Annotated in this window: 11 protein-coding genes and 2 pseudogenes; 10 read left to right on the top strand and 3 right to left on the bottom strand. The window is 68.8% G+C overall.

Going from position 1 to position 12227, the window contains the following annotated elements:
* Positions 1 to 388 precede the first annotated feature (388 nt).
* Both ACNPQM_RS42135 and ACNPQM_RS42130 read left to right on the top strand, forming a co-directional pair.
* Entirely contained in the window at positions 389 to 745 is a 357-nt protein-coding gene (locus ACNPQM_RS42135; protein ID WP_418088140.1) for a PadR family transcriptional regulator, read from the top strand.
* Positions 742 to 1431 carry a DUF1700 domain-containing protein gene (locus tag ACNPQM_RS42130; protein ID WP_418088139.1) on the top strand — a complete coding sequence of 230 codons (690 nt, stop codon included), beginning with the start codon at positions 742 to 744 and terminating at the stop codon, positions 1429 to 1431. Before ACNPQM_RS42135 ends, ACNPQM_RS42130 begins: the two co-directional genes overlap by 4 nt.
* Positions 1432 to 1470: 39 nt before the next feature.
* Here ACNPQM_RS42130 and ACNPQM_RS42125 read toward each other — a convergent pair.
* Positions 1471 to 1620 (bottom strand): annotated as a pseudogene (locus ACNPQM_RS42125) (ATP-binding protein); the annotation flags it as partial.
* Positions 1621 to 1694: 74 nt separating this feature from the next.
* Here ACNPQM_RS42125 and ACNPQM_RS42120 point away from each other — a divergent pair.
* Genes ACNPQM_RS42120 through ACNPQM_RS42110 form a run of 3 tightly spaced genes read left to right on the top strand, consistent with a single transcriptional unit; the run spans position 1695 to position 4442 of the window.
* Entirely contained in the window at positions 1695 to 2795 is a 1101-nt protein-coding gene (locus ACNPQM_RS42120; protein ID WP_418088138.1) for a hypothetical protein, read from the top strand.
* Positions 2779 to 3915, top strand: a complete 1137-nt coding sequence (locus ACNPQM_RS42115) for a tyrosine-type recombinase/integrase (RefSeq protein WP_418088137.1) — start codon at positions 2779 to 2781, stop codon at positions 3913 to 3915. The genes ACNPQM_RS42120 and ACNPQM_RS42115 overlap by 17 nt, the downstream gene beginning before the upstream one ends.
* A 14-nt stretch (positions 3916 to 3929) precedes the next feature.
* Complete coding sequence (locus ACNPQM_RS42110) at positions 3930 to 4442, top strand: hypothetical protein (RefSeq protein ID WP_418088136.1); 513 nt, start codon at positions 3930 to 3932, stop codon at positions 4440 to 4442.
* A gap of 16 nt (positions 4443 to 4458) precedes the next feature.
* Here the strand turns inward: ACNPQM_RS42110 and istB are convergent.
* Positions 4459 to 5068: pseudogene (gene istB, locus ACNPQM_RS42105) on the bottom strand (IS21-like element helper ATPase IstB); the annotation flags it as partial.
* 501 nt (positions 5069 to 5569) lie between these two features.
* Between istB and ACNPQM_RS42100 the strand changes: the two are divergent.
* The 4 genes from ACNPQM_RS42100 (at position 5570) to ACNPQM_RS42085 (ending at position 9043) form a co-directional block, all read left to right on the top strand.
* Complete coding sequence (locus tag ACNPQM_RS42100) at positions 5570 to 7084, top strand: alkaline phosphatase (RefSeq protein ID WP_418088135.1); 1515 nt, start codon at positions 5570 to 5572, stop codon at positions 7082 to 7084.
* 93 nt (positions 7085 to 7177) lie between these two features.
* Positions 7178 to 7720, top strand: a complete 543-nt coding sequence (locus ACNPQM_RS42095; protein WP_418088134.1) for a hypothetical protein — start codon at positions 7178 to 7180, stop codon at positions 7718 to 7720.
* A gap of 348 nt (positions 7721 to 8068) precedes the next feature.
* Entirely contained in the window at positions 8069 to 8341 is a 273-nt protein-coding gene (locus tag ACNPQM_RS42090) for a hypothetical protein (protein WP_418088133.1), read from the top strand.
* Between the two features lie 9 nt (positions 8342 to 8350).
* Positions 8351 to 9043: a hypothetical protein gene (locus ACNPQM_RS42085; RefSeq protein ID WP_418088132.1), complete on the top strand. Its 693-nt coding sequence runs from the start codon at positions 8351 to 8353 to the stop codon at positions 9041 to 9043.
* A gap of 363 nt (positions 9044 to 9406) precedes the next feature.
* On the opposite strand, the gene ACNPQM_RS42080 is transcribed toward ACNPQM_RS42085, so the two are convergent.
* Positions 9407 to 10063: a TetR/AcrR family transcriptional regulator gene (locus ACNPQM_RS42080; protein WP_358861062.1), complete on the bottom strand. Its 657-nt coding sequence runs from the start codon at positions 10061 to 10063 to the stop codon at positions 9407 to 9409.
* A 165-nt stretch (positions 10064 to 10228) separates the two neighbouring features.
* Between ACNPQM_RS42080 and ACNPQM_RS42075 the strand changes: the two genes are divergently transcribed.
* Positions 10229 to 11770 (top strand): APC family permease, encoded by a 1542-nt coding sequence (locus tag ACNPQM_RS42075; RefSeq protein ID WP_418088131.1) that lies wholly within the window; start codon positions 10229 to 10231, stop codon positions 11768 to 11770.
* Positions 11771 to 12227: the final 457 nt, after the last annotated feature.

Below are 12227 nucleotides of genomic sequence, written 5' to 3'. Positions count from 1 at the left end.
CAGCACCTACCGCGAGTGGCTCGCTGCCGTTTGACCAACGATAGGAGCATCACCGTTGATTACCCGGCCAAGGCTGCGTGACGAGCCACTAGCTCTCCTCACTTCGTAAATCAGCACCCTAACGTCGTGGAGCAGGATCCAACCCGGCCCTGGTCCCCCAGGCATCCGCCTTGCCGCCTTGTAACACTCAGTCACCGCTGCACGGAATCTGTGCCAGAACCTCAATAACGACAGCGCTTGTCGACGAGTTAGAGCAGCGGTTGTTGATCAACGCGCTCGGGTTTGCTCACGGGAAATGACAGCACTGCCCCGCGAGACAGGGCACGCAGTGCGCGTGTGACGTCGAGCCCCTTGAGCGAACGAGGTGCGACCATATACCTTGCAACGCATGGAACCAGGCAACGCCAGTAAAGCGATGAGCCAGCTGCGTCGAGGCGTGCTCGAATACTGCGTGCTCGCCCTGTTGCGTGACGGCAGCCGGTATGGCGTCGAGTTGCTACGCGAGCTCGGGCAGATGGAGGTCATGGTCACCAGTGAGGGGACCATCTACCCTCTGCTGTCCCGGCTGCGTCGGGAATCTTTGGTGGAGACCACGTGGCAGGAATCGAGCAGTGGGCCACCGAGGCGGTACTACGAGCTCACCTCTGCCGGCCGACGGGCGCTTGAGGAGTTCACCGCTGAGTGGCCCCGGTTCCACGATGCCGTCCAGTACTTCCTCTCCAAGAACGAGGAGCCCCAGCCGTGAACCACGATTTGCGTCCCAACGCAGCGGCCGACAGATACCTTGCAGAACTGGAACGTGCGGCAGCCTTGCTGCCGGCGAACCGCCGCGCTGAGCTCCTGGCCGATGTCCGCTCACACATCGCAGTGGCACGGGCCGAGGCCCAGGCCGACAGCACTGACGGCGTCAACGACGACAGGGCAGTGGCCACGATCCTTCGCCAGCTGGGCGATCCCCAGGAAATCGTCGCTGCTGCCGTCAGTGATGTTCCGGTCTCGGACTCTCGGCCGACGGGCTCCGCGGTGCGGGAGGCCTTCGCTCTCATCCTGTTGATCATCGGTGGATTTTTGTTCTGGCTGATCCCGGTCGTGTCGTGGATCGGCTGGTTCATCGGCCTGGTTCTGTTGTGTCTGTCCCGACGCTGGACTGTTGGTGACAAACTGATCGGCGCCGCGGGCGTCGCTCTTGCGCCCTTGGCACTGAGCGGGAGCGTGTTCCTCGCGGCCGGCACCGAGTCCTGCACCAGCGTTGCCGTGGTCCAGGCGCCGCTGCACGAGGCGAACGGGCAGGCGGGCACTCGCCAGTCGGCACTGGAGTGCACCACCAGCGGAGCGATGCCGCCCGCGCTCGCCATCTGCCTGTTGATCGCGTTGCTGGCCGTGCTGATTCTCGCGACAGTCCGCCTGGTCCGGCGGCTCCGTCCGAGCTGAAGGGAACACCCGAGGCCCTGGGCGGTTGCAGGCACAGAGTCAGCCAGCGTTGGCGTGATCTGCGGCTCTGGCTCGGGTAGCGGCGAGGCGATAGGAATCCGTGCCGGTTTCGATGATGGTGCCGTTGCAGGCCAGCCGGTCGACGATGGCCGCGCAGAGGCGGGGATCGGTGAAGGTCTTCGTCCATCCAACTGGGGCTGGCACTTGTTCGTTGGATCGCATCCGCCCTGCGACGTGCCCGTATCGGGGTCCTGGGTGGCTCTTTGATTGTCTTGCTGACAGCGCGGTTTTGTAGGCACTACCTTCATTCGTCAGGTGTGAGGAAGGTGTGCCGGATGGTGGAGTCGCGTCTGCGGGTGATCGAGGGCCGGACGGTGGCCGAGATACCCGTTGCCTGGGATCCGTGGGAGTTCCAGGCCCTGTGTGTGGAGGCGTTCGTGGCCTCCTGGCGGGCCCGTGGGTTCAGCCCGGTGACGGTCGACAACGACATCGGCCTGCTGGAGCGGACATTGAAGGCGCTGGGGCGGCCGGCATGGGATGTCACGCCCGAGGACATCGACCGCGTGGTCGGTGGCCTGGCCGTAGAGGGGCGGGCTCCGTCCACCCGGCGTGGATACGTCCAGATCTTCAAGGGCTTCCATCGGTTCCTGCAGGCTCGTAAGGCCGTTGAGATCGAGGCCGCGTTCGGTGTCCGGCTGGTCTGCCCGGTGGACGAGTTCAATGCCTCGCGGCATGTCGGCGACGACTCCCCGGCTCTGCTGCCGCCGCCGACCCCCGAGCGGGTTGAGGAGTTCTTCGACTTCCTCAAGGCGCGGATCGCCACCGCCCGCAAGTACGCGCCCGCCGCCCGCGATTACGCGCTGTTCCGGACGCTGTATCACGCCGGCCTGCGCTCGGAGGAGGCCTCGCTCCTAGACCGCCCCGACGTCCACTTCGGCCGCGGCCCGTTCGGCAAACTGCACGTGCGCTCCTGCCTGCGGGAGGTCACGCGTCCTGCAGGCCGACACCGGGCGGTGCATCACCTGCTCGCGAACCTGCGCGGGCTGCGGACGCCCGGTCCGCTCACCGACCGCCAGCCACTGCGGGATATGCCGACGCGAAGCCGACCGGCAGGCCGCGAAGCGGCTCTGCCCTCGCTGCCAGCGGCCCGGCTTCCTGCAGACCGGCACCGGATGGTGCGGCCACTGCTCACGCCCTCGGCAGACCAAGCAGCCACCGCGGCAGTGCGCCGGCTGCGGCCAGGTTCGGCGCCATGCCGGGCTCGGACTCTGTTCGGCCTGCTGGCAGAAGCACCCCGACCGACCCTTCATCGCCGCCGAGAATCTGGCCGCGCGGCTCGCCGAGCGGGTGCCCTGGCTGGATGACTTCGCCGGCCATCTCGCCGAACGGCACTGCGCGAGTCGCGCCTGCACCATGATCAGCACCCTGGGCAGGCTGCTGAAGGACGAACAGCCCAACCACCCCCAGGCCCTGCTGGACCGCGCCCGCCGCCCCGGCCGGTCGATGGGCTCCCTCGCCCGGGCGCTCGAAGGCTTCTTCACCCAGCGCGGCCTTGCCCTTCCCACCGACCAAGCGCAACGGCTCGCCGCCGGACGCCGCCGACGCCGCATCGACGCCACCCCGCTCCCGCTGCGACCGCAGGTGCAGGCGTTCGCCGAGTCCATGCTGCGAGCACGCGAGCGCGCCCTCAAGGCCGGCACCCTGCCTCGCACGGACAGCACCATCGAGGCGGCCCTGACCATCGTCCGCGACCTCGCCCGCTTCCTGACCGGCACGCGCAACAAGCAGGACTGGGCCCTGACCGACGTGCACGACGTCGAGGCCTTCCTGGCGACCATGCCCAAGGCCCGGCAACGCCGGCTGACCGTGCTGCGGCAGTACTTCCGCTTCGCCCGTTCCCGCAAGATCGTGCTCATCGACCCCACCCGGGAAGTGAAGGCCAAAGGCCCGGCCGGGTTCAGCGGCACCACCATCGCCGTCGACCAGCAGCGACAGCTGTTCCGCCGCTGGACTGCCGGCACCGACGCGCACCCGCACGAGGCGATGTTCGGAATCCTGGCTCTCCTCCATGCGGCTTTCAGCAGCGAGGTCCGTCTCCTGCGTGTGGACGATCTTGACCCCGTCAACCGCACCATCCGCCTGGGGAAACGGCCGCATCCGGTCCCCATGGACCCGGCCAGCTGGTCGGCACTCCAATGCTGCCTGGCCCACCGCGCAGACCAGCACACCGACAACCCCCACATGATCGTCACCCGGATCACCAAGACCGGCCGGGCACCGGCCTCAACCGCCTACGTCAGCCACATCCTGGACCCCTGCGGTGTCCCACCCCGGACCCTGCGGGGCACCCGACTCGCCGACCTGGTAAACACCCTCGACCCCAAACTCGTCGCCGCAGCCCTCGGCATGGACCCCGAAGGCGTCATGATCTACCTCGCCGACCACGTCGATGAGCAGCGATTGCCTCAATCCCCAAAGACCTGATGGAGGAACAACCCATGAGCACCCAACCGTCCGACCACGATCTCTGGCAGGCGTTTGTCGAGGCCAAGCGGGAGATGCACCGCTGCCAAGCCGAGTTCTACCAGCACGCTCACGACAGGCCCAAGGTCCTCAAGGCCGCGCTGGCTGGAGGAGCGGGAGCGTGGGATCAAGGTGCCGCCCTCGACTTCCTCGCAGCACTCTCAGCCGATGGACCGGCTCTTCTCCCAGAGCTTGTGGGCTGGTCCACGTCTCACGATTGGGCCCTTGCCGCTCGACAGGCCATTGTCCAGATCCCGCGTGATCAGCTGCTGCCTTTGCTCGAACCGCTCATCATGGACCAACTCGACTCGGCCGACGATGACGAATACCGGCGCTTCGCCGAGCTTCTTGCCCATATCGAGGCATGGGAACTACTAGGCCGACTCGTAGCCCGCGCGCTTACCACCGACAACCCTCACATACGAGAGGTGGCCGTGGACTTCACAGAATCGTACGGCCCGATGTGGATCTCCAAGCCGAACCCGTGATGTTTCGGCGCCGCCTCGCACACGTTCGCCGGAACATGTGCGCTTTGCCGAAGGATTCATTGGAGGCGATGGCGACGCTGTTCTTCTCCTCGCGTTCGGTCAGGACCTGGAAGAGGAGTTCGGCGCCGTGCCGGTCGAGCTCCATGTATCCGAGTTCGTCGATGCAAAGAAGGTCGACTCGGCCGTAGCGGGCGATGGTCTTGTTCAGCTGCTTCTCGTCGGCGGCCTCGACCAGCTCGTTCACCAGCTTGATGGCGAGGGTGTAGCGGACCCGGTAGCCGCTTCATAGCGGCCTCGGTGCCCAGGGCGATGAGCATGTGCGACTTTCCGGTGCCGGAGTCACCGATCAGGCAGAGCGGCCGCCCCTTCTTGATCCACTCGCAGCTGGCGAGGGTATGAATGGTCGCCGGGTCGATGTTCGAGTTGGCGTCGAAGTCGAAGGTCCGCAGGGACTTCTCGCGGGGGAAGTTCGCCGCCTTGATCCGCCTCTCCGAGCGCCGGCGGGCCCGGTCGTCGCACTCGGCCATCAGTAGCTCAGCGAGGAAGCCGCGGTAGGTCATCTGGTCTTTCATCGCGCGGTCGGCGATCTCGGCGAACTCGCTGCGGATCGACGGCAGCCGCAGCATGTCGAGGTCGACGTGCTTCGGGGCGAGAGACTCGGGGCTGCGGATCTCGTCTCCTGAACCAGAGAGCGGTCCGGCATCCGATATCGGTATGGCGTCCAGAACGTTGCTGACCAGGGCACCGTCACCCGGCAGGGGTTTCCGGCGGGCGGTTGTGGGCGATGCCCTCACCTGTGCGGTGCAGCAGCTCGGGCATGGAGGTGACGGCCGCCTGCCACCCAAGGCGTCGATGAAGGCACAGGGCGATGCGCCGACGTCCGCGGCACATACGTCGGCTGCCCGCTACGCACATCACGCAGCACGCCGAACTGTCGGGCGGCCGCAGGGTGGTGGAGCATGTCGGTGAACGCCGGTGTGTTCTCCCCAGTGACACCTTGCCATCGTGGCGTGTTCATACCTTGCTCTTACCGTCGCTGACGTCCGGCTCGTCCGGGCGCGCTCGCGGCCGGCACACCAAGGGGTCGGGTCGCGGCGTCCAGCGTCCAGCATCCTAGGAGCATCCGCATGCGCAGATCCGTCAGAATCCTGACGGTTGTCGCCACGACCGGCGCGCTCGCCGCCGGTACGGCCGTGGTGGCCAACTCAACGCCCCAGCAGGGGCACCGCACCGAGATCCGCAACGTCATCTACCTGCTCGGCGACGGCATGGGCCGCACCCACGTCACCGCCGCCCGGGAGCGCTACTACGGCGCGAGCGGCAAGCTGAACATGGAGCAGCTGCCGAACTACGGCGCTGTCGCCACGTACGCCGTCGAGAAGGGCAGCGCCACGCCGGCGCTGGTGACCGACTCGGCCAGCGCGGCCACCGCCTGGTCGTCGGGCGTGAAGACGTACAACGCCGCGATCGGTGTCGACGCCTACGAGAAGAAGGTCGCGACGCTGATGGAGCAGGCCCACGGTGCGGGCTTCGCCACGGGCAACGTCTCCACGGCCGAGATCACCGACGCGACTCCGGCCGCCATGTTCAGTCACGCGCTGCTGCGCGGCTGCCAGGGCCCGGTCTACTCGGACGCGTCATGCCTGCCCAAGAAGGCCGACGGGACCTACGAGAACAAGCCCGCCGATCAGACGCTGATCACGCCGATCGCCGAGCAGATCGCCCGCAACGGCACGGCCGACGTGATCCTCGGCGGCGGCCTGGCCCGCTTCGAGCCGGACGACCAGAAGGCGCTCCAGGCGCAGGGCTACCAGGTGCTCGGCAGCTTCGGCGACCCGGCGCTGCCCGCGCAGACCGCCGCCAGCCAGAAGGTCGCCACGAAGGCGGACCTGGACGGCGTCAAGAAGGGCAAGGTCGTCGGCCTCTTCAACCGCGGCAACCTCACCGTCGAGCAGGCCAAGGCCCAGCTGCCGGCCGGCGCGCCGGAGAAGCAGGAGCCGACGCTGGCCGAGCTGACCAAGAAGTCGCTCTCGCTGCTCGACGGCCGTTCCAAGAAGGGCTTCCTGCTTCAGGTCGAGGGCGCCCAGATCGACAAGCGTTCGCACGCCAACGACGCCGCGCAGACCCTCGCCGAGGTGAAGGCGTTCGACGACGCCGTGAAGGCCGCGGTCGACTTCGCCAAGAAGGACGGCCACACCCTGGTGGTCGTGACGGCGGACCATGAGTGCGCCGGCTTCAACATCATCGAGAAGGACTCCTTCACCAACGCGGAGGCGGCCGCTCCGCCGGCCAACACCGACGCGGGCAACCCGGCCAACAACTCCACGCCGTCGCGTTCGTCCTCGGCCAACATCAAGGATTCGGCCCGCTCCTCGGGCATCGTCAACGGCGCCGGCGCGGGCGACCCGAAGAACTTCGGCCCCGCCACGTTCCGTACGCCCGACGACCCGGCGGATGTCAAGGACGGCAGCCCGGAGGCCAGCCTGTGGCTGTCCTACCTTTCCGGCAACCACACCGGCGCCGACGTGCCGATCTACGCGTACGGCCCTGACGGCAAGCGCTTCGCCGCCAGCCAGAACAACACCGAGCTGTACGGCAAGATGTACCGCTCCCTGTTCGGCATGGCTCCGCGCACCAGCTGACCTCACCCGCGGGGCCGGGTGCGCGTTCCGCGCCCCGGCCCCGTGACCGCACTGACCGTACCGACTGTTCCAGACGCCCCGGGAGTACGCCCGATGAAACCGCTCACCCGCACCACGGCCGCCGTGCTCGGCCTCCTCGTCCCCGCCCTGGCGGCGCTCACCGGCTGCAGCGGCAACTCGGCGGCCGACCACCCAGGTGCCCCGAAGCCGCGCACCTCCGCCGCCGGAGCAGCCTTGCCCGCCCCGCGCTCCGCGCCGGCTCCGGCGCCCACACTCTCCCCGGCCCCACACCAGGGCGAAGTCCGCATCGAGGACGGACCGTTCACCGACCGGGTGCGCCTCATGGGCCTGACGCTCACGACCAAGCCTGCGGTCACCGGACACCTGGCCATCACCTCAGACGTCAGCGACGTCCTCGCGCTGGAACTGCGCGCCGCCTACTACGACTCCCACGGCCGCCTGCTGGGCACCGGCACCTTCCAGTACCAAGAGGAAGGCGAGGACGCGCACGGCAGCCATCACCACGACGGCCCGCGTGCCGCTGGCGACGGCATCGACTTCACCGTCCCCGCCAAGCACCTCTCCAGCACCCCGGCCTCCGCGGTCGTCTCCATCCCCACACTGGTCAACGAGTAGCGCGCAACCGGACCGGCCCCTGCGCCGCCGTCAGGAGTAGAGATCCGTAGACGCGATCAGCCTCGCGGCGCGGCTTCGCGCCGTATGGCATTGATCGGCGGTGACTTCGTCAGGCCACCTGCGGTGGTTCCACCAGATGCAGAATGCGCCCACAGCGGCAGAAACACGCGCCAGGAGCCGAGGCGAAGGTGACCGTCGCCCACGGCGGGACAGACCCGCGCGTCGAGGTCACCGGGACCCGCGGCACCTCGAGCGCATCGGCGGTTTCCGGCAACGATCGCGGCCACCTCGTGTTGCGCGAACGCGCGGCTCCTTGCTTCCTTCGTCCTCGTCAACGTCCTCATAGGCGTGGTCATCACCTCCCTCGACGAGGCACGGGAGATGGAGAAGGAGAACGAGGCGGTGGAAGGGTCGCACCCGGCGCCGGCGCAAAAAGAGCAGCGCCTACTCCTGGTCGAGCGCATCGCGGCGGCCCGCCAGGCCCTGGACGCCCTCGAACGCGACTGCGCCCAGGCCGTGCCGTTGCCCGCCACAGAGCCAGTCGGCACCGCCTCGTCCGCCAGAGGCCTCCCGGGACCGCCTGGTTCGCCGCCCGACCGGCACGACGGATGCTCGTACTAGGATCCTCGGATGGCGAAGCGCGCGGTACATCGGCGGGCCCGGAAGATCCTGGGCGAGGAGCCCGTGGCCCTCGTCTGGTGCGAGATCCACAAGCCCATCCCCATACCGCCCGTAGACGTGCACCGCGCGGCGGGTAAGGGACGACTGAAGCCTGGTCACCACTGGCTGCTGTACGTCGGGGCCGTAGCTTTCTTCTTCGTCGTCATCCCGATGATGCTGATCGACAAGCTGGCAGACCAACTTAAACGGTTGTCCCGGACGCGGCAGCGCGGCGGAGCGCAGGCCGGGCAGCCGCAGAGTCCGTCTGACGCCCGCGCATCCGCGTCCGATCGCGGCCGTGCCCGGGATCGTCGACAGGACCCGGCCAACGGCGTCTTCGACGGCGACTGGAACCTGACCGCGGGCCGACTGCTGCTGCGCTGGTACGGGCACTCACGCAACCCCAAACGCCTGGTCATGCTGGCCCGCGGCCGTGTCTGTATCGCCGCATCCCCTTGCCGTCGGCTGTCGCCCACCAAGGCCGACGACTTCCGGACCGTCGTGGAGTTCCCCCTCGATCAGGTCCGGGTCGAGGGTGAGGCAGGCCAGCCGCGCGGATTCGCCACTTTCAGGCTCTGCTTCACCGACGGCTCCTGGCTGGAGGTAGGACGGCTGGCCGAACCCGAGGACGCCGACCACTTCCTTCGCACGGTCAGCGGCTGATCAACCGTCATGGCGCCGCCGGACCCAGGAGTGAACTTCACCCAAGTCGCCTGGGGTGTTCAGCGCCCACCCCAGATACCTGATAGATGCCGATGCGACTCCCACGCCGTTACACCTTTGACTGAGGGCCATCCGGGCGAGCCGCTTCCGCGAGGGGCCGTACCCGTCAGAGAAGCCCCTCAACGCCGGCAGGCATGTGCGCGCTGAGGTAAGGATCATTCGGGAAGGTACGCCCTCTGCGTCCCGCCCGAGGCCGATCCACAGGTTCCGAGCATTGCTCGCGAATCTCCGCGGCCATGCGGGCTCCTGCGGGGCGGTCCGTACGCCCTCGTGAACCGCTTCGCCGCCCGTCATGACACGCGGCTACCCGGGCTCGACCGCTCCATGCCCGGGGGACGTCCAGGCGGCGAGGCCGTCGAGGACCAGGCCCAGGCCGAGTTCAAAACCGCGGTCGTCGAGCTCGGCCAGGCCGGCGCCGGTGGCCGCGGCGCCGGTCAGGGAGTCGGCCAGGGCCGGATAGTCGGGCCGGTACTCCTCGGCGGGGCGGGTGAATCCCGCGGTGAAGGTCTCCAGCGCCGAGCCGAGCACCAGATAGTCGATGGCGGCGGCGGCCTCGGCCGCGCGGCCCGGCGTGCAGCCCGCCCGGATCAGGGCTGCAAGCAGCGCGTCGTAGCCGCGCAGGGCCGGGGCTGCCTCGACCGCGCGCCGCGCCGCCGGGGCGATCGCGTTCGGGTGGCGCAGGTAGACCTGGCGGTAGCCGCGCGCGTAGGCCGAGATCCCCTCCCGCCAGTCGGGCCCATCGAGCGGGCTCAGATCGATCTCCTCGTTGATCAGCTCCGAGACCGCGTCGAGGACGTCGTCCTTGGACGCGACGTGGTGGTACAGGGATGCGCCCCTGACCCCGAGCCGGTCGGCGAGCGTACGCATCTTCAGCGCCTGGGGGCCCTCCTCGTCGAGGAGTTCGAGGGCCGCGCGCGCGATGTTCCCGCGGCTGAGCAGCGGCTGGTTCGGTCGGCCCACGTGTGATCCCCCTCGTCATCGGCCGCCAGATTACCCGTACGGAGGGGCTTCCCAAGGGGTCCGGGCCGGGTTAGGGTCCCCGCATTCCCGCAACCTAACAACGTTAGATTTAGCTTCCGGGACGCGTCGACCGATCGGCGCGTCCCGCTTTGCGAGAGGTGCGCCATGCCCGACCTTGCCCCCGCACGCCCTGAACCGGGCGGCGCAGGTGCCGACACCGGCGCCGGAACCGGCCCCGATACCGATGCCGCCCGCTTGGCCGATCTCGGCTACACCCAGGAGCTGAGCCGCAGCCTCGGCATTCTGGGGAACATCGCCATGGGCTTCGCGGTCGTCTCGCCTGTCGTCGCCCTGTACGCCGTCTCGATGGTCGGCACGATGATCGCCGGGCCCGCCTGGGTCTGGGCGCTGCCGATCGTGCTTCTCGGCCAGTGCCTGGTCGTGAACGTCTACTCCGAGCTGGCCTCCCAGTGGCCGCTCGCCGGCGGCCCGTACCAGTGGGGCCGACGGCTGCTCGGCCCGTCCTTCGGGTGGATGAGCGGCTGGGTGTGGCAGTTCGCCGTGATGTTCGGCAACACCACCGTCGCGTACCTGGCGGCCCCCTGGGCCTTCGCCCTCGTCGGCGCCACGCCCACGCCGGGCTCCCTGGTCGTGGTGGCCGCCGGGATCCTGCTCGGCTGCATGCTGGTCAACGCGTACGGGATCAGGATCCTGAGCTGGTTCGTCTCGCTCGGCATCGCCGCCGAGGCCATCGCCTCCGTTCTGGTCGGCTTCGCGCTGCTGCTGTTCTTCCGCCAGCACGGATTCGCGCTGTTCACCGAGACCCTCGGAGCCGAGGAGCTGTCCGGCAGTTCGACTGTCGTGGCCTTCCTCGCCGTCCTGGCCGTCGCCGGCTGGGGCTTCATCGGATTCGACGCCTGCGTCTCAACCGCCGAGGAGACCAAGGACGCGGGCCGGCAGGTGCCCCGCGCCATGTGGTGGGCCCTGCTCAGCGTCGGCCTCGTGGTCATCCTCAACGCGATGGCGGTCGCCCTCGCCCACCCTGCGCCGCAGGCCGTCGTCGCGGGCGAGGACCTCGACCCGGTGACCACCGCCGTCACCACGGCCTTCGGGTCCTGGTCCGACAAGCCCTTCGTGGCCGTGGTCCTCGTCGGATTCCTCGCCTGCGCCATGGCATCCCAGGGTGGGGCCGCCCGCGGGGTCTACTCGCTGGCGCGCGACGGCGTCTTCCCCTTCTCCCGCCAGGTACGAAAGGTCAACAGCCGCCAGGCCCCCATCGGCGGACTCGTCGCATCGACCCTCGTCAGCTGTACGGGACTATTGCTCGGCCTGAACGCCACCGCGATCGGCAGCCTGATCGCCTTCGGCACCGCGGCCACCTTCCTGCCCTTCTTCCTGGTCAGCCTGGCCGCCCTGACCGCCCGGCTGCGCGGCACCTGGGTCCCGTCCGGCCACATCCAGCTGGGCCGCAAGGGCACCTTCCTGAACGTGCTGGCCGTCCTCTGGACCGCCTTCGAGGTCGCCAACGTGTGCTGGCCGCGGGCGATCCTCGCCCCGCCAGGAGCCCCCTGGTACCAGATCTGGGCGGGCCTGCTGGGAACCGGCGTGGTGATCACCGCCGGGCTGGTCTACCTGGCGGTGAGGAAGCCGCAGGACGCGCTGCGCGCCGCCCAGGTCCGCAAGGATGGCGGCCGGAGCCCGCTTTAGGAGCGAGGTTGGGCCATCACCGGCGTGACCAGCGGTTCCCTACCTTGCGCCGAGTCGGGCGGTACGTGCCCCTACCCACCCCGATTCCCCGTGAGTCCCCTCCGGTTCTTACACGGATGTGGCACGACCGCTCTTCGTCCCGAAGCAACGCAGGCGGGCTGGCACGCGGCACCAGGCTTCCCGTCCTCGAGCGCGGCCAGGACGCTGGCCCGCGTAGTCCACGGCCGCGTGGAGGTAGATCCACGTCACCTCGCCCGCGCGCGTGCCCGAGGATCTCCTGTGTGATCACCTCGGGCACGCCGCGGTTGTGCAACCGGCTGGCGAAGGCGTGGCGGCAATCGGAAGTCCGGCTACCAGTCCGTGTGACTCCTCCCCCTCGTAAACGAGGGGGCTTCTCGCTATGCCGGTTGGGCTTCGCGACGGACCAGCCCGGCCCGTAGAACGTTCAGGGCGCCCA

Origin of the sequence: Streptomyces sp. NPDC056231, from assembly GCF_048270745.1 — a bacterium.
Classification (GTDB): Bacteria; Actinomycetota; Actinomycetes; order Streptomycetales; family Streptomycetaceae; genus Streptomyces.
The sequence above is the reverse complement of the archived record's forward strand: the minus strand, read 5'-3'. Positions and strand labels throughout refer to the sequence as shown.

Bases quoted from the DNA above. Each gene is read 5' to 3' on its own strand.
- ACNPQM_RS42135 (WP_418088140.1), top strand. From the start codon at position 389: ATGGAACCAGGCAACGCCAGTAAAGCGATGAGCCAGCTGCGTCGAGGC.
- ACNPQM_RS42110 (WP_418088136.1), top strand. From the start codon at position 3,930: ATGAGCACCCAACCGTCCGACCACGATCTCTGGCAGGCGTTTGTCGAG.
- ACNPQM_RS42100 (WP_418088135.1), top strand. From the start codon at position 5,570: ATGCGCAGATCCGTCAGAATCCTGACGGTTGTCGCCACGACCGGCGCG.
- ACNPQM_RS42095 (WP_418088134.1), top strand. From the start codon at position 7,178: ATGAAACCGCTCACCCGCACCACGGCCGCCGTGCTCGGCCTCCTCGTC.
- ACNPQM_RS42085 (WP_418088132.1), top strand. From the start codon at position 8,351: ATGGCGAAGCGCGCGGTACATCGGCGGGCCCGGAAGATCCTGGGCGAG.
- ACNPQM_RS42075 (WP_418088131.1), top strand. From the start codon at position 10,229: ATGCCCGACCTTGCCCCCGCACGCCCTGAACCGGGCGGCGCAGGTGCC.